The 18,474-nt window shown below is 42.5% G+C and carries 11 protein-coding genes and 1 riboswitch; of the genes, 3 read left to right on the top strand and 8 right to left on the bottom strand.

Features of this window, described 5'->3' with window-relative positions; genetic code table 11:
* Window positions 1-4: 4 nt before the first annotated feature.
* Window positions 5-451: an NfeD family protein gene (locus WAA20_RS00815; protein WP_081373900.1), complete on the bottom strand. Its 447-nt coding sequence runs from the start codon at window positions 449-451 to the stop codon at window positions 5-7.
* A 237-nt stretch (window positions 452-688) separates the two neighbouring features.
* The gene (locus tag WAA20_RS00810; protein WP_073388915.1) at window positions 689-1,777 is read right to left on the bottom strand and encodes a cell wall hydrolase; all 1,089 of its coding nucleotides are present in this window, start codon (window positions 1,775-1,777) and stop codon (window positions 689-691) included.
* Window positions 1,778-2,211: 434 nt separating this feature from the next.
* On the opposite strand from WAA20_RS00810, the gene WAA20_RS00805 reads away from it, so the two are divergent.
* Window positions 2,212-3,498, top strand: a complete 1,287-nt coding sequence (locus WAA20_RS00805) for a serpin family protein (RefSeq protein WP_073388912.1) — start codon at window positions 2,212-2,214, stop codon at window positions 3,496-3,498.
* A gap of 106 nt (window positions 3,499-3,604) precedes the next feature.
* On the opposite strand, the gene proC is transcribed toward WAA20_RS00805, so the two are convergent.
* The 3 genes from proC to pfkA all read right to left on the bottom strand — a co-directional run bounded on the left by proC (window position 3,605) and on the right by pfkA (window position 6,737).
* On the bottom strand, window positions 3,605-4,399 hold the full coding sequence (gene proC / locus WAA20_RS00800; RefSeq protein ID WP_073388910.1) for a pyrroline-5-carboxylate reductase: 795 nt from the start codon (window positions 4,397-4,399) through the stop codon (window positions 3,605-3,607).
* A gap of 114 nt (window positions 4,400-4,513) precedes the next feature.
* Window positions 4,514-5,335, bottom strand: coding sequence for an RNA methyltransferase (locus WAA20_RS00795; RefSeq protein WP_073388909.1), 822 nt, complete (start codon window positions 5,333-5,335; stop codon window positions 4,514-4,516).
* A gap of 433 nt (window positions 5,336-5,768) precedes the next feature.
* Entirely contained in the window at window positions 5,769-6,737 is a 969-nt protein-coding gene (gene pfkA / locus WAA20_RS00790; protein WP_073388908.1) for a 6-phosphofructokinase, read from the bottom strand.
* A 182-nt stretch (window positions 6,738-6,919) separates the two neighbouring features.
* Here pfkA and WAA20_RS00785 point away from each other — a divergent pair, with 182 nt between their 5' ends.
* Window positions 6,920-10,411, top strand: coding sequence for a DNA polymerase III subunit alpha (locus WAA20_RS00785; RefSeq protein ID WP_073388906.1), 3,492 nt, complete (start codon window positions 6,920-6,922; stop codon window positions 10,409-10,411).
* Between the two features lie 59 nt (window positions 10,412-10,470).
* Here WAA20_RS00785 and metK read toward each other — a convergent pair whose 3' ends face one another.
* From metK to WAA20_RS00770, 3 genes are all read right to left on the bottom strand, one after another.
* The gene (gene metK, locus WAA20_RS00780; RefSeq protein WP_073388905.1) at window positions 10,471-11,664 is read right to left on the bottom strand and encodes a methionine adenosyltransferase; all 1,194 of its coding nucleotides are present in this window, start codon (window positions 11,662-11,664) and stop codon (window positions 10,471-10,473) included.
* A 114-nt stretch (window positions 11,665-11,778) separates the two neighbouring features.
* A riboswitch (SAM riboswitch) is annotated at window positions 11,779-11,883 on the bottom strand.
* Between the two features lie 226 nt (window positions 11,884-12,109).
* Entirely contained in the window at window positions 12,110-13,573 is a 1,464-nt protein-coding gene (locus WAA20_RS00775; RefSeq protein WP_073388903.1) for a cell wall hydrolase, read from the bottom strand.
* A 65-nt stretch (window positions 13,574-13,638) separates the two neighbouring features.
* The gene (locus WAA20_RS00770; protein ID WP_073388902.1) at window positions 13,639-16,077 is read right to left on the bottom strand and encodes a Tex family protein; all 2,439 of its coding nucleotides are present in this window, start codon (window positions 16,075-16,077) and stop codon (window positions 13,639-13,641) included.
* A 334-nt stretch (window positions 16,078-16,411) separates the two neighbouring features.
* Here WAA20_RS00770 and WAA20_RS00765 point away from each other — a divergent pair, with 334 nt between their 5' ends.
* The gene (locus tag WAA20_RS00765) at window positions 16,412-18,199 is read left to right on the top strand and encodes a methyl-accepting chemotaxis protein (protein ID WP_073388900.1); all 1,788 of its coding nucleotides are present in this window, start codon (window positions 16,412-16,414) and stop codon (window positions 18,197-18,199) included.
* Window positions 18,200-18,474: the final 275 nt, after the last annotated feature.

The following is an 18,474-nucleotide window of genomic DNA, read 5'->3' as shown; positions in this document are numbered from 1 at the left end:
CTCCTTAATGTGCAATGTTTTCTACTATTAGTTTAACACCGTCAATTGCTTTTATTATAACAGTTTCGCCGGCAGATATCTTAACCTCATCATATGATGATCTTGCAGACCATTCCATACCTTCAACAGTGACTTTTCCTTCACCAAGATCATTATCAATATCTGCTATAACATGAGCTTTCTTGCCAACAAGGCTTCCCGCATTGGTCTCGACGACCTTATTGTTAAAGTGTTCTTTGGCAATAGGCCTTATAACCGCCATGATCAGCAAAGAAACTATTGCAAAAGCAACTACCTGAGCCACAAGCGGAACTCCTATCTGAGCCATAACTGCTGCCACAAGACAGCCAAATATAAACCAGATACTTACAAGTGATGTTGTCAAAGCTTCAACAACGACAGCTACAAGAAGCAGAGCCAGCCAGACAACCACCATGTTTACTCCATCCATAGCTACTCCTTTCTCCCAAAAGATATCTTTAGGTTTTTCCCTGTTTTCTATAGTATAAACCAAACATTATGTCTGATAAATATATAACAAGTACAATTTATCATATTATAATTACGCAGATTTAATAAATATCCGTATTTAAAGTTAGTCTCACGCATCACAGAGGGTATATCATTTGAATAAAAACTCCCCTGCCATCTGATGATGTACAGGGGAGTTAAAGTTCTATATTTAGTTTTACCAGAATACGTGATCCTGAATTACGTATCCGCCATCGTGATGACCTACTCTCTTAAAGTGAGTTGCACCGCCTACTGTTGTCTCTCCGTTAATGGCTGCCTGAGCTGCCTGCATGCAGCTTTCACTTATCTTGCCGCTATTATAGACCTCAGCAACCTTACCGTTTAAGGCAGGTGTAAACTGACCTGAAGCGTAGATTACATCATATATTGTATTAGGATATGCAGCGCTCTTAACGCGGTTCATAACAACAGCGCCAACGCCGACCTTGCCTTCATATGGCTGGTTACCTGCTTCGCACTGGATAAGTGCTGCAAGGAGCTTAACCTCATCACCATCAGCCTGAACAGCTTCACGCTGACGAGTCATCTCAGCCTTCTTGGCTTCCTCTTCACGAAGCTTGATCGCAGCAACTGTCTCGCCGACGTCAAGTCTGAAATCCGTAACTACGTATTTACCCTGAACATAGCCTTCTTTATCGTCATATTCAACGCTGATCCAGCCATTTCCAAGATCTTCGATTATGTCGAGCTGATCGCCCTTTGTAATAACACCAAGCGAATCTGAAGAAGTAGTAGCTTCACTTCTTACATAAAGAGCACCGGTATTAACTGTTATGACCTCACTTCCAACTTCAGAAGCAAGTTTCTGGGCATCATCTCCAAAAAGAAGATAATCGTCGTCTGCCCATCCTACCAGATCACCTGATTGAATTTTTGTCCATCCGTCCTTCTGATCCAGAATGCGTCCGCCACAGTCCTTATAAAGTACTCCGGCCTTCTCTGCACTCTCGCTCGGTTCGGTTCTGACATTCAGTGTCTTGCTGACATTGGCCATGACCAGATCTGAGCTGTACCCTGCGACATATGATGTACCTCCATCATTTGTCTTCTCTGCGTTCTCTGAAATAGCCTGTGCTGATTCCTGTGCTTTATCCAATTCACCCTTTTCTGTTTCATCGGAGGCACCGATCACAGAAGCTACACCAACCCCACCGGCCTGTGCTGTAATACCAAGATCTGGTGTAAGCATTAAAGCTGACAGCAAAAGGCTCGTGAGAAGAACACTCGCTCTATTCTTTTTCATAAGCTTTGTCCCTCTTATGGATTTTTTGTTAATTTTCTTTTAAAAATCCACAAGAAACATCTTAACATTTGGACATTGCTTTGTCAAATTCAGGCCCAGTCTGTGCCTGCTTCCAGGCTGATTTTTCCTTTATTTTCAAGCTTTTTTCAGTGCATAATCTCATTAGATTCTTATAAAAAAATCAAAAGATTTATTACCATTTTTTAGGATTATTAAGACAGGCTTAATTTGTATTTTCTAATCGATAATACAAAAATCCATCACACAGATTTTTTCAAAAAAAATCTAAAAAGATGTGACCTCACGGATTTTATTTCCGTCACATATATTGAAGGCGATAAAAAAGGAAATGTTAACCGCCTCAAAAACACTCTTTTAAAGATAAACATCAAAATAATCACAATATATAAAATACAAAGGAGACCTATAAAACCATGAAAAAAAGAATCATAGCATCACTTCTTTCAATAGTAACTGTTTCAAGTCTTATAACAGGATGTTCCAGTCCCAAAATTCTTGGAAGCAGCAACATCCCAGACATTACCAGCCTCTATGATCCATCAAGTGTATCAGCAGAAACTCTTGCCGGCCGTAATGCTGACTACAATAATGCACTTATCCAATACGTTGAAAAAAATGGTTTTGCTCAGGAAAACTACATGATATCCCCAACTTCCTTCAGAGCTGCCATGGCTCTTGCTATCGCAGGTGCCGATAATGAAACCAAAGATGAACTATTACACGCCATGGGCTTTAATGACATGGATGAACTTGTAGCATGGTACGTGAGCGTAACTGAATCTGTAGATAAATATAGCGAATGGCTGGAAGATGCCCAGAAAGATTTTGATAAAAACAAAGATGATTACGGCGATGATGCTACAGAGCCAAGCGGAGCCTTTGACCTCGAGAATTCCATCTGGCGTAACACTACAGCCGCAAGCGGAGAACTTTCTCAGGATTATATGGATTATGTGGCAAAGAACTTTGGTGCTGCAGCAAACAATGTTTCTGCCGATGAGATCACAGATGCAGTCAATAACTGGGTCAATGAAAATACAGACGGTCTTATTCCGTCTATCAGCAACAATCTGTCAGCTGCTGATCTTGTCCTTATCAATACCTTGTACCTTAAATCCTCCTGGAGAAACGATTTTAGTGAATATGATACTGAAGAAGGCGACTTTACAACAATTACAGGAGATGTAGTTCAGAAAGACTTCATGAATCAGACAGAAGAATTCATGTACTATGAAGATGATGATTGCAAATTTGTTATTCTTCCTATGAACGGCGGAGTAGATGCAGTATTTATCTTAGGTGATGCTACAGGCATAATGGATAAGATACCTGAAGCTTCCAGAGAAGATGTTAGCGTAAGTATCCCAAAATTTGAAACTGAAACTTCTTTTAGCCAGAACGAGCTTATAGGCTTTTGCAAAGAGCGAGGTGCAACCTCTGCATTTGAAGAAGGAGCAGACTTTTCTCTTATGAGTGATGAGATGAGCCTTTTCATAACAGATATCATTCAGAAAACAAAAATAGAAGTTGATGAAAAAGGCGTTAAGGCAGCTGCTGCCACAGATATCATGATGTGCGACGCATGTGCACAGGAAGAAGAAAAGCCAAAGGAATTCATTGCTGACCAGCCATTTACATACATGATCCTCACGGACAGTGAAATTCCTGAGCTCCTGTTCTATGGCCAGCTTGTAAAATAAGCTTTATACATTTTCAAAAATTCTATTTTGTAATCCTCCTAAAAAAGAACTCCATGTATAAGAAATATATCTTTCCTATACATGGAGTTCTTTACTATTGCCTTATTTACAGCTGCTTGGTCTTATCTATGCAAGCTTTGATAGCATCGATAACCGCACCTCTGAATCCCTTTTCTTCAAGAACTCTTACAGCAGCGATAGTTGTTCCTCCTGGTGAACATACCATATCCTTAAGTTCTCCCGGATGCTTACCTGTTTCAAGAACCATCTTTGCACTACCAAGAAGAGACTGGGCAGCAAACTGATAAGCCTGCTTTCTAGGCATACCGCCTTCAACAGCTGCATCAGCCATAGCTTCTATGAACATGAACGCATAGGCAGGGCTTGATCCGCTTACACCTCCAACTACGTCCATAAGATTTTCATTAACAACACTTGCCTGTCCAAAGCTTTCGAAGATAGACATTGCAAATGCAAGCTCCTCGTCAGATACAAGCTCATTTCTGCATACTGCAGTGCAACCTTCGCCTACAAGCGCCGGTGTATTAGGCATTACACGGATAAGCTTAACCTTCTTCTCAAAAGCGCCCTCGATCCATTTCAGGGTCTTGCCTGCTGCAATTGAAATAACAAGCTTATTCTCATCTACATCATCCATTATCTCAGCTATTACTTGGGTAAAATACTGAGGCTTAACAGCAAGGATTATAACATCAGCTTCCTGAGCCACCTTACGGTTTGAATCCCTTGTCTGAATGCCAAATTTCTCACTGACTTTCTCACAAGTCTTCTTAGTAGCAGCTGAACCGATTATATCTTCACAGGATACGATATCCTTCTTCAAGATGCCACCGATCATGGCCTTAGCCATATTTCCGAGTCCGATAAAACCTATAACCATTGCACGCCTCCTTATATACCTATTGTATTTAAAATATAGTATATCCAATTCAGATATTCTATACAGACAGTTTATCTGAACCAGATAATTATTTCATAATTGTAGTTTGAGCATTTAACCCATACGCCTCTGCCTTGCCGCTTCAAACCCAAGCAGCGCCGCGGATGTTGCCGCATTCATCGACTCTACCTGCCCCAGCATCGGTATCAACAGATACTCATCCGCCGCATCTGCGATCTCCTTACTAAGACCATTTCCTTCGTTACCTATAAGAAATGCTGTTCCCTTTGTAAAGTCTAGCTCATCATAATTCTTAGTTCCCTTAAGATGAGCCGCATAACTAACTATGCCCTTATCTTTCAACATCTTTATAGTTCCCAGAAGATCATCCGTATACCTGAACGGCTGACGGAATATAGCTCCCATAGTAGATCTTACAACCTTAGAGTTATACACATCCGCGCAGTCGCTACTCATATATATCCCGGTAACCCCAGCACCTTCCGCACTTCTAAATATCGTCCCCAGATTCCCCGGATCCTGAATCCCTTCAAGAATAAGAATCAGCGGCTTAAGCCCCGTACTTGATCCATCCCTATTCTTAGCAGGCATAAACAAATCTTCATCCTTATACTCAACCTGCCTTACCAGCGATAGAATCCCCTGCGGCGCCTTAGTATCCGACATCTTCTTAAACACCTGCTCCGTCACCGCTTCATATCCATTAGGAAGACTCATCAAATACTCTTTATCCTTCCCTGATGCCTTTTCCAAAAATGATTCAGACACATAAGTCTCAAGAATAAGCTCCGCCGGAATTTCCACCTGCATTCTTATTCCTTCAACTATAAAAACCTTATCTTCCCTACGAAGGCGGTTTTTAGCATTATACGCTGCAATCTTTTTTACTTTTTCATTAGCTGCACTACTTATCATACGACTCCATTTAGTAACTTTCTAAGCTCTCCGCTTTCATGCGAACATTTTATTTCAAAATACTATTTTACTAATATAATATCCTATTATCTCAAACTACGCACACCTATTATGCCGCTTACGCGTAGAAGATTCCTGAGGGCTGGCAGTTTATAAATGATTTTCGTGTCTTTAAAAGAATTTTTAGGCTTCAAGAGCTTGATAGATGGATATTTATATTTTGCTCAGGGTCCGCATGTTTGAGCGAAGCGAGTTTCGGACCCTAAAATATAAATATCCAGATATCATGCCTTGAAGCCAAAAATTCTTTTACGACACGAAAATCATTTATAAACTGCCAGCCCTCAGGAATCCCCCCGCGCCCGCGATATCCCCATATTCGCAAAAGACACCGGATTGCTCCGGTGTCCTGAAATTTTTATATGTACACGTATTACAGTATTCTTGCGATCTGATACATGTATTCGTCGATTGACTTCTCCATGTTGAGAGCTTCCTCGATATCGAAATCCTGGAACTTACCATCGCGATATCCAACAACCCTGTTAGTCTTGCCCTGAGTCATGATATCTGCTGCATAAGCACCCATCATAGAAGCATATACACGGTCTTTACATGTTGGCGAACCACCACGCTGCATGTAACCAAGAATTGTAGCTCTTGTCTCAATACCTGTAGCTGCCTCGATACGACGAGCCATAGATGTTGAATGTCCGATACCCTCAGCATTGATGATGATGTGGTGTGTCTTACCTCTCTTACGGTTGTCGATGATGTTGTCGATAACCTTCTGCTCGTTGAAGTCATATTTCTCAGGAATGAGAATATCATCACCGCCGTTAGCGATAGAACACCAGAGTGCGATATAACCTGCGTGACGACCCATAACCTCGATGATAGAGCATCTCTCATGTGAAGATGATGTATCACGAACCTTATCGATAGCCTGCATAGCTGTGTTGATAGCTGTATCGAAACCGATAGTATAATCTGTACAGGAAATATCAAGGTCGATTGTTCCAGGAATACCGATTGTATTGATTCCGTGCTGTGAAAGTTTCTGAGCTCCTCTGTAAGAACCGTCACCACCGATTACGATAACGCCATCGATTCCGTGATTGTGACAGATCTCTGCTGCCTTCTGCTGTCCTTCTTCAGTCTTGAACTCCATACATCTTGCTGTTCCAAGAACTGTACCACCTCTCTGGATGATATCTGAAACAGAATGACGATCCATTTCTATGAACTCTTCATTAAGAAGTCCCTGATAACCTTTTTTAATACCTACTACCTGGAGTCCGTTTGCGATTGACTTACGTACTACTGCTCTGATAGCTGCATTCATACCAGGTGCATCGCCACCGCTGGTAAGTACGCCAATCTTCTTAATCTCTTTTGCCATAATCCATGCTTCCTTTCAATACTTCTCTAGCCAATTTCTTTCAGAAGTTTGACAAAAAAATATCAATATAAATTTCAAAAATACTTCTTTATAAGTTTATCGCAACAAAGTTCTTCTTGCAATGAAAAACTCAAAAATATGTTATGATTATTGGATATAGAGAACTATTTGGGGAGATTTTTATGTCATTTACTCATCTGCACGTCCACACTGAGTATTCTCTTCTAGACGGTGCCAACAAGATAACTGAATATATAAAGAGGTTAAAAGAGCTAAACATGACCGCCGGTGCCATCACAGACCACGGCGTTATGTACGGCGTTATCGACTTCTATAAGGAAGCTAAAGCAAACGGCATAAAGCCCATCATCGGCTGCGAAGTCTATGTAGCTCCCGCTTCCCGATTTGATAAAGACACTTCAAGTGAAGACAGATACTTCCACCTGATCCTCCTTGCTGAGAATAATACAGGATATGCCAACCTTTCTCACATCGTAAGCAGAGGCTTTACCGAAGGCTATTACTACAAGCCCCGTGTCGATATTGATCTGTTAAAAGAGTATCACGAAGGAATCATATGCCTGTCAGCATGCCTTGCAGGTGCTATTCCGCGTGCCATCACGCAGGGAAGCTATGAAAGAGCCGTAGAGATTGCCAAAGAATATGACGACATCTTCGGACACGGCAACTTCTTCCTTGAAATGCAGGATCATGGCATCCCGGAGCAGTCAGACGTAAATGCAGCTCTTCTTCGCATGTCAAGAGAGCTTGATATTCCGCTTGTTGCAACCAATGACTGCCATTATACAAGAGCAGAGGATGCTGCATCCCAAGACGTACTTCTTTGTATCCAGACACAGAAAAAGGTCTCCGACGATGACCGTATGAGAATGGGCGGAAAGCCTGACTACTACGTTAAGAGCGAAGAAGAGATGAGAGCTCTTTTCCCATACGCACTGGAGGCAATTGATAATACTCAGCTTATAGCTGACAGGTGTAACGTCGATATTGAGTTTGGCGTAACCAAGCTCCCGCATTTCGATGTGCCGGAAGGTTACGATTCCTGGACATACCTTAATAAACTCTGCGACGACGGACTCAAAGAGCGCTATCCTGATGACGACGGAACAGTAAGAAAGCAGCTTGACTACGAACTTTCTGTAATCAAGAAAATGGGCTATGTTGACTACTTCCTCATCGTATGGGACTACATCAACTGGTCAAGAGAGCATGATATAGCAGTAGGCCCCGGAAGAGGCTCTGCAGCCGGATCTGTCGTATCCTACTGCATGCATATTACTAATATAGATCCTGTTAAGTATGACCTGCTCTTCGAAAGATTCCTTAACCCGGAACGTGTCAGCATGCCTGATATAGACGTTGACTTTGAATATACCCACCGTCAGGACGTTATTGACCATGTGACGAGAAAGTATGGAAAAGATAAAGTCGTTCAGATCATAACTTTTGGTACCATGGCTGCAAGAGGCGTAATAAAGGACGTTGCCAGAGCCATGGATATTCCTTATGCATATGCAGATACTCTGTCCAAGATGATACCGATGGAGCTTAAGATAACCCTCGATAAAGCTCTTGAGATGAATCCTGAACTCAGAAAAGAATATGAAGAAAACGACCAGGCGCACGAACTCATAGAAATGTGCCGTAAGCTTGAAGGCCTTCCAAGGCATACCTCGATCCATGCAGCCGGCGTAGTAATATGCTCAGCGCCTGCAGAAGACCTGATCCCTCTTTCAAGATCTGCTGAAGGATCCATAACAACTCAGTTCACAATGACAACAATTGAAGAGCTGGGTCTTCTTAAGATGGATTTTTTAGGACTACGTACTCTCACCGTAATAAAGGATGCCGTTAACGCGGCCAACGCTTCTATTGGAGCAAAAAAAGGCGATCCAAACTACATCGATATAGACAACATAGATTACAACGATCCCAAAGTCCTTGCTTCTATAGGAAGCGGACACGCAGATGGAATCTTCCAGCTTGAATCAGGCGGAATGCAGGCTTTCATGAAGGATCTTAAGCCTCAGTCACTTGAAGATGTCATAGCGGGAATATCTCTTTTCCGTCCGGGCCCAATGGATTTCATACCTAAATATATTCAGGGCAAGAACGACCAGTCATCCATAACCTATGACACGCCTGAACTTGAATCTATCCTAAAGCCAACTTACGGCTGTATCGTATACCAGGAGCAGGTTATGCAGATCGTTCAGCAGCTGGGCGGTTATACTCTGGGCCGAGCTGACCTTGTAAGACGTGCCATGAGTAAGAAAAAGCAGCACGTCATGGAAGTTGAACGCAATAACTTCGTTAATGGCAACCCTGATGAAAATGTTCCCGGATGCGCATCCAAAGGAATATCTGCGGATATTGCAAATACCATCTACGACTCCATGATGGACTTTGCCAAGTACGCATTTAATAAATCCCACGCTGCATGCTACGCCGTTGTTGCAATGCAGACAGCATGGCTTAAGTACTATTACCCTGTTGAGTTCATGGCTTCCCTCATGACCTCCGTAATAGATGTACCATCCAAGATTTCCTATTACATATCCGTATGTCACTCTATGGGTATAGAGATCCTGGCTCCCGACATCAATCAGGGCGAAGTAGGATTTTCCGTAAGTACCTATACTGATGAAAAAGGCGATACCAAGAAAGCAATCCTCTATGCCCTCACTGCAATTAAGTCAGTCGGAACCCCAGTCATTGAAGCTGTAGTAGCTGAGCGCCACCTAAACGGTAAGTTCAGAAATTTAAACGACTTCCTTACAAGAATGTCAGGCGATGGCCAGCTCAACAAGCGCGCCGTAGAAGCCTTCATCAAGTCAGGCGCCCTTGACTGCCTTGGTGGAAACAGACGCCAGTACATGTACGCATATTCTGGCATCATGGACTCTCTTCACAACAACAAGAACACCATGGCAGGTCAGATGTCACTCTTCGATCTGGCGACTCCTGAGGTTAAAAGACAGTTCGAAATACCTCTTCCTAATGTTGCCGAATTCGAGAAGGAAGAACTTCTTGCTTTTGAAAAAGAAGTCCTCGGCTTTTATGTAAGTGGTCACCCGCTTGAAGCCTATGCTTCCTTCATGAAAAAACGTACGTCCAACATCACTACAGATTTCTATCTGGATGAAGAAACAGGTATACCGGAAGTTAAGGACGGCCAGAAAGCTATTCTTGCAGGAATGATAACTGAAAGAAGAACAAAATATACCAAAAATGACAAAATGATGGCATTCGTAACACTGGAAGACCTGACAGGAGCAGTTGAAGTAATCGTCTTCCCCAAGACTTACGAACGCGCTGCCATGAAGCTTAATGAAGATGCCCACGTAATAATAGAAGGCCATGTATCTGTAGAAGATGAAAAGAATGCCAAGCTTATCGCTGACAAAGTCATGACCTTTGAAGAGGTGCCCAGAACCGTATGGGTACAGTTTGCAAACAGGGATGCCTTTGATAGTAGCGAAAAAGAAATGCTTGGAATAATAGAAGGCCATGGCGGTAAAGATTCCATAATCGCCTACCTCAAAGACACAAAGCAGATGAAAAAATATCCTGCCATCAAATTCAATGCCGGTAATGAAGTAATGAATATGCTTCAGGACCGCTTTGGAAATGAAAATGTACAGATAACCTAAAAAAGCGCCCCTTGAATTTCTTCAAGGGGCGCTTATATATTTATGCTCTTACCAACTTATTATGCATTAACTGCTGCCTTGAGCTCTTCAACCTTGTTAGTCTGCTCCCAAGGAAGGTTAAGGTCGTTACGTCCGAAGTGGCCGTAAGCTGCTGTCTGCTTGTAGATAGGACGACGAAGGTCGAGCATCTTGATGATTCCAGCAGGACGAAGATCGAATACTTTACGAACTGCCTCTGTAAGCTTCTCATCAGAAACCTTACCTGTTCCGAATGTATCTACAAGGATTGATGTAGGCTGTGCTACACCGATAGCGTATGAAAGCTGGATCTCAGCTCTGTCTGCAAGGCCTGCTGCTACGATATTCTTAGCAACGTATCTTGCTGCATATGCAGCAGAACGGTCAACCTTTGTGCAGTCCTTACCAGAGAAAGCACCGCCGCCGTGACGAGCTGCTCCGCCGTAAGTATCAACGATGATCTTACGACCTGTAAGACCAGCATCACCCTGAGGTCCGCCGATTACGAAACGGCCTGTAGGATTGATATAGATCTTAGTATTGTCATCAACGAGTGAAAGGTCTACAACTGCATCGATAACGTACTTTCTGATATCCTCATGAATCTGCTCCTGAGTTACCTTTTCATCATGCTGAGTTGAGATAACGATAGCTTCAAGTCTCTTAACCTTACCGTTCTCATCATACTCAACAGAAACCTGGCTCTTACCATCTGCTCTGAGGTAGTCAAGTGTGCCGTTCTTACGAACTTCTGTAAGCTTCTTTGTAAGCTTGTGTGCAAGGCTGATTGCATAAGGCATGTACTCTTCTGTCTCGTTTGTAGCATAACCGAACATCATACCCTGGTCACCAGCACCGATAGCTTCGAGCTGCTCATCTGTCATCTGGTTCTCTCTTGCTTCAAGAGCCTTATCAACACCCATAGCGATATCAGCTGACTGCTGGTCAAGAGCTACAAGTACAGCACATGTGTTACCATCAAAACCCTTAGCTGAGTTGTCATAACCGATCTCGCAGATTGTCTGGCGAGCGATCTTAGCATAGTCAACGTTAGCCTTTGTTGTGATCTCACCTGTGATGAGAACGAAACCTGTGCAGGCTGCTGTCTCGCAGGCAACGCGGCTCATTGGGTCCTGTGCCATGCAGGCATCAAGAATTGCGTCAGAGATGTTGTCGCAGATTTTATCAGGATGTCCTTCTGTAACTGACTCTGATGTGAAAATAAACTTATCCATTATGTTTCCTTTCTGTGTGCGAACACACCACGGTCATGGCAGCTCTGCCATAACGCGTAAAAAATCCGCTTGTTGCGTGCACAAACAAGCGGAACTGATTATTGGCTTCAGATCCTCTTATTGCTCGTAATTTGCACGCTCAGGTTGGCACCTTCCTAATAATTAAGGGGTTGCCGTGGCTTCACAGGTCCTATGTACCTCCACCACTCTGAATAAGAGAACTTATAAAAATATGTGTGGGCGCAATTCACATACGTCCACACATATACTACAATACAATTTCTTATATATCAATAGACAATTTACCGTTTTTATCCGCAAAACCCAAATACTTACAGTAAGAATTCAACAATCACAAGTTATCGTATCAATAATAATTATCAAAACAAACGATAAATTGTATTTTTATACTAACAGAAACATTAGACTAGGATGCATAAGAGTATTACTCAGAACCCGCATCTCCTCCAGAATCTTCCGGAGGGGTTTCCTGCGGAGCTTCTTCCGGCGGCGCAGCATCAGGCGGCGTGGTTTCTTCCGGCTGAGCCTGCTCAGGTTGTGCTTCTTCCGGCGGATTTTCAGCAGGTGCTGCTTCCTGCGGCGCAGGATCCCCCGGTGCACTTTCTTCAGAGCTCCCTCCGCCATCAGACTTTTTATTGGTAACCCATCTGTAGAAAAAGGCATGGTTACCGATCATTGTATACTCACTGATCCCATAATAATCTGCCCAGTACTGTGTCATAAAGAACAGATAATCACCAACACGGGCACCGTCCAAAACTTCCTGTGCCGCCTGAATACAGGTGGAATTGGGACCGTTTGCTATTATAAGCTCAACCTTACCTGAACGGTAGGATGCAAACTGCATATTCTGAGTAATGACACTGACGATATCATTAGGGAATGCGGAACTTTTAACCCTGTTCATTATAACGGAGCCAACTGCAAGCTTACCTGTATAGGATTCACCTCCGGCTTCAGCCTGTATGGTAGCTGCAAGCCATTCAAGCTCAGATGCAGATGCAGCGTAGGAACCTGATGTATCTTCCTTGGTAAGCGCAAGTCTTTCTGCGATCTGCTTAGCAAGTTCTGCCTGAGCAGCTGCGGTCTGAGACTCAAGAGATTTCATTTTCTCGTCAAGTTCAGAAAGCTGCTTTTCATAATCATCGAGCTTACTTCTTTCAGAAGAAAGGGCGCTGTTTGTGGATGAAAGCTGTCCCATAACTGTATCTGTAAGATCTGCTAGTTCTCCATGCTTTTCATCAAGGCTTGCCTGATATTCATTAAGCTCAGCTTCTTTAAGCTCAATTTCTGCAACCTGGGCAGCAATGCTGTCGACAAGCGCCTGATATTCTGCAATCTTGGTCTGATCATATACGACTACATCATTTATATACTCATATAATGTCAGAAAATCCTTAAGCGATTTTGCATCAAACAAGATCATAAGAAGGCTTTCTTCGCCTCCTCGTTCGTAGATCATCTGCATTCGCTTTTTAAGGCTCTCATATCGCTCTTTTCTTAAGGCTTCTGTCTCCTGAAGCTTTGCATTAAGTTCCACGATCTGCGCAGAAACCTCTGCCATAGCACTTTCAGTATCAGCTATCTCTGCGCTCAGAGTATCAAGTTTGTCAGAATAATCATCAACCGTATCCTGCAGGTCAGATTTCTGATCCTGAAGGCTTGATACGTTATTCTGAGTCTGCTGCTTCTGCTCATTTAGCTCATTTATAGCATCCTGAGTCTCCTTGGTCTGCTTTTCAAGGTCTGATATCTTTTCCTTGGTCTCAGCTTCCTGAGCCTCCATGTCCGCTATAGTTTCATCCATGCTGCTGCCAATGCTTACTATAGACAGCTGCCCGAACAGAACCGTTATGAGAAGAAGAGCAGATAAGATTTTTTTCCTCATATACCTCTATCCAATAATCACGTAAACAAGGCTTTACACCTACTATTTCAAAGTCACAAGATATATCATTTCTGAGCCTTGATTTTCATTGTAAGACCGATTCTCTGTTTCTTGATATCTACTTCTATTACCTGAACTTCAACGATATCTCCAACGCTCACAGCTTCAAGCGGATGCTTGATGAAGCGGTCTGTGATCTGAGATATGTGAACAAGTCCGTCCTGGTGAACACCTATATCAACGAAGGCGCCGAAATCTACGATATTACGGACTGTTCCCTTAAGGATCATTCCCGGCTTTAAGTCCTTCATATCCATTACATCTGAACGAAGAACAGGTGCCGGCATGCTCTCACGAGGGTCACGGCTTGGCTTTTCAAGCTCAGATACGATATCAGTAAGAGTTATCTCACCGATTCCAAGATCTGCTGCAAGCTTTGCCTTATCCTTGATCTTGGCAGAAAGACTTGAAGATGCGCCAGCAGTTGATGCTCCCGCATTATTTGAAGAGTTCTTATTATTAGATGCACCCTTACCTGATGACTTATTATCAGAAGCATCAGAAACAAATGCTCCGCCAAGTGCTGCTGCCAAAGCTGCACCCATAGCTGTGCCTGTATTTCTTATTACTACTTTATTGTTATTCTTTCGATTTCCATCATTTTTGGAACCCGCATTTTTACTCTTTTGCTCTGCCGCAGCCTTCTGCGCTCCTGGAGCGATGCTCTTTGCTGCTGCCTTTTGAGCTTTTCTTACATCCTCCATTGTAATGCCAAGTGTCTCCATAAGCTTTCTTGTAGCACCATAAGTCTCAGGATGAACTGATGTGTCATCAAGAGGATTATCACCATCATGAATTCGGAGGAAACCTGCGCACTGCTCATAAGCCTTCGGTCCAAGCTTAGGAACGTTAAGGAGCTGGTCACGGGATGTGAATCTGCCGTTCTTCTCTCTATACTCAACAATATTCTTGGCGATAGGCTTGCTGATACCTGAAATATATGTAAGAAGAGGTGCTGATGCTGTATTAAGATCTACACCAACCTTGTTAACGCAGTCTTCTACAACTCCGCCAAGTGCTTCTGCAAGCTTCTTCTGGTTCATGTCGTGCTGGTACTGACCGACACCGATTGACTGAGGATCAATCTTAACAAGCTCTGCAAGAGGATCCTGAAGACGTCTTGCAATTGACGCAGCAGACCTTTGACCTACATCAAACTGAGGGAATTCCTCTGTTGCAAGCTTACTTGCAGAATATACAGATGCACCCGCCTCATTAACGATAACGTACTGGAGAGGAGTATCAACTTCCTTAATAAGCTCTACGATAACCTGCTCAGACTCACGGGACGCTGTTCCGTTACCAACTGAGATAAGGTTTATTCCATACTGCTTTATAAGCTTCTTAAGTTCAAACTTAGCCTCATCCACCTTATTCTGAGGTGCTGTTGGGAAAATAACCTTTGTATCCAGAACTTTACCAGTAGAATCTACTACTGCAAGCTTACATCCTGTTCTGAAAGCTGGATCCCATCCAAGTACAGTCTTACCTGCGATTGGAGGCTGCATAAGAAGCTGCTGGAGGTTCTTACCAAATACTGTGATGGCAGAATCTTCAGCTTTTTCTGTAAGCTCGTTTCTTATATCTCTTTCGATAGCAGGTGCGATAAGACGATCATATGAATCCTGGCAGATCTCTGCTATTACAGGAGAAAGAGAATTCTCTCCATCAGGACTAAGTGTCTTATTAAGGAACATCTGAATCCTGTCTACAGGTGCTGTTATCTTAACGTTTAAGAATTTCTCTTTTTCGCCGCGGTTAAGAGCAAGAACTCTGTGGCCTACGATCTTACTTACCGGCTCTTCATAAGCATAGTACTGCTCGTATACGCTCTCTGCCTTTTCATCCTTGGCAGTTGATGATATAACACCTTCCTGCATTGTTGCTTCACGGATATATGTACGAACATCCGCATTATCAGAAAGGTCCTCAGCGATGATGTCCTTTGCTCCCTGAAGAGCGTCTTTAACATTCTTAACTTCCTTATCTGCAGGTACATCGCCTGATGTAACAAACTCTGCTGCCTTTGCGATAAGTTCATCAATAGTGATCTTCTGCTCTTTTATAATATCAGCAAGCTTCTCAAGACCCTTTTCTCTTGCAACGCTTGCTCTTGTTTTCCTCTTAGGTCTGTAAGGAAGATAGAGATCATCTACAGCTACGATCGTTTCAGCTGCTATGATCTTATTTTTAAGTTCCTCTGTAAGCTTACCCTGCTCTTCAATTGATGCAAGAACGGTCTGCTTCTTTTCCTCAAGTCCTCTTAAATATTTAAGTCTCTCGTCAAGGTTTCTAAGCTGCTCATCATTAAGTGAACCTGTCACTTCTTTTCTATATCTGGAAATAAAAGGGATTGTATTACCCTCATCGATAAGCTTAATGGCTGCTTCAACCTGCCATTTATTAACATTAAGTTCCTGGGTGATTTTAAGTGCGATATCCATGCTAATACTCCTCCATGTCGTACTTTAGATGTACTTGCTATTTATAAGTTCAATGCGCAGTCATCTGTAACGATTCCTGACACCTTTAAACAATAGCTACAAACACTTCTATAGTATATCACAACCTCAATTGGAAAAAGAACTATTAGATCAGATTGACCTTAAAGCGGCCACATTGGATCAGTCTTCTTTCATTATTCATTGATTAAAAGAGTAAAATATTTTTTCAGCATGAATTTTCACTAATTTATCAGTCCGAAGAGTCCGAAATAAGCTTTAGTCGTCGGTCTTATCGTTTTTTATAAGTAAATCTTAAAAAAAATGAGGTGATCCTATGAAGAACCTGAAAGTAAGAACCAAACTCAGCATGCTTCTTGCAGCAATGATAATCGCCATGGTAGCTCTCGTTGCCATGTCTATCTCCGGCATGAACGGAATTCAGACTTCTGCCGTTTCCACTATCACGGAATCAATCAGTCAGGATTATGATGACCAGATCAGAAACGAAGTTGAGACTGCCATCTCAATCTGCGAAATGTATAATCAGTTAACCCAAAGCGGAATGACTATAGAGGAAGCAAAGGAGTATTCTGCTACCGTAATAAGAGGTATCAGATATGGCGAAGCAGGTTACCTCTGGGTTGATACATACGATGGCGATAATGTAGTACTTCTTGGAAATGATACAGAGGGTACTAACAGACTTGGTGCCAAAGACAGTCAGGGCTTCGCAATGGTTGCTGACTTTATCGAAGGTGCCAAAAAAAATCCCGAAACCGGATATTTTAATGAATACTACTTCCCAAAAGAAGGCGAGACCGTGGCTTCTCCCAAGAGAGCTTATACAAAGGTTTATGAACCTTTCCAATGGGTAATCGGAACAGGTAACTATATCGATTATATTGAAACCACAACAGCTAAGCACGAAACCACCCTGCAGAACAAGGCAACAAACATTGGAATCCTGTCTATATCAGTAGGTATTGTACTTATCATAATCGCAATAGTCCTTACCGTTATGATCACAAGATCTATCGTTAATCCTCTCAAAGACACCTCCGTCTGGCTTGACGAAATGGGAGGCGGCGACTTCTCAAGGCATATCGAACCAAAATATGAAAATCAGACAGATGACTTTGGTAACCTGATGCAGCAGCTCGAAAAGACAAGACATTCTGTAAGTAAACTGTTAAAGGGTGCCAAAAACAATTCTGCAACCGTCAACAATTCTTCTATAGAACTTGCACACGGTGCTGCACAAACCAAGGACAACAGTGCGAATATCACCATTGCAGTAAGTGAAATTGCTGACGGTGCTACAAATCAGGCAGAAAGTGTTCAGGACGGCGTTAATGCTATTCAGGAAATTCTTTCTAACGTTGAAACACTCAACACAGAAGTAGATGCAGCTGATGAAAAAGCTACTGCGATGGCTGAATCTTCTGATAACATGCAGGCTAATTTTGAAAAATTAAAAGACGCAATGACCCAGTCCGCTAATTCGCTTCTTGATGTATCAGAAAAAGTTAAAGCTATGGGCGATTCTGTAGAAGAAGTTCAGAATGCTGTTGCTGCTATCAACGAGATAAGCTCACGTACAAATCTTCTTTCACTCAACGCTTCCATTGAAGCTGCAAGAGCAGGTGAAGCAGGTAAGGGATTCGCAGTTGTTGCTACTGAGATTCAGGATCTGTCTGTGCAATCATCTCAGTCAGCTCAGCGTATCGGCGAGATCATGAAAGGTCTCCTGGATAGTTCCGAATCAGCTGTATCAACCGTTAGTCAGCTCAACGAAGCTGTTAGCGGACAGCAGCAGATCAGTGATGAAACTGCAGACGCTGTAAGAGATGTTATAAACATGATCGCAGATGTACGCGAAAACTTCTCAAAAGCAAAAGATGCTGCTGAACTTACAAGAACCAAGTGCGTAGATCTTAATGATACAATGAGCAGCCTTTCGGCAATATCTGAAGAAAATGCAGCAAGTGCTCAGGAAACAAGTGCTTCCATGCAGGAAGTTAATAATACCGTTGAGAATATCAGCGACTTGTCAGCTACTCTTGAAAATGTATCAAACGAACTGACAGCACTCCTCGAGGTATTCCGCGTATCTGATCTGTAAAAACTACATCAAAGTATGACTTTTGGAACGAAGTGACAAAAAGTCATATTTTTGGTATATAACTCATTTTTTAAGTCATTGCTGTAATGTTTTTAAAAGGCCCCGGAATCCTATATAAAAAATTCCGGGGACTTTTTTAACATAAAGCACCTTTCTTAGAATATATCTATTCTTCCCACTAATTCATTATTGTATCTTTTGTACATAATAATACGATGAACCGACATTTTTATAGGATAGAAGGTTCTTGAAAATACCCTTGTTATGGGTTTTAA

This window comes from Butyrivibrio fibrisolvens (genome assembly GCF_037113525.1).
Lineage (GTDB): Bacteria > Bacillota > Clostridia > Lachnospirales > Lachnospiraceae > Butyrivibrio > Butyrivibrio fibrisolvens.
The sequence above is the reverse complement of the archived record's forward strand: the minus strand, read 5'-3'. Positions and strand labels throughout refer to the sequence as shown.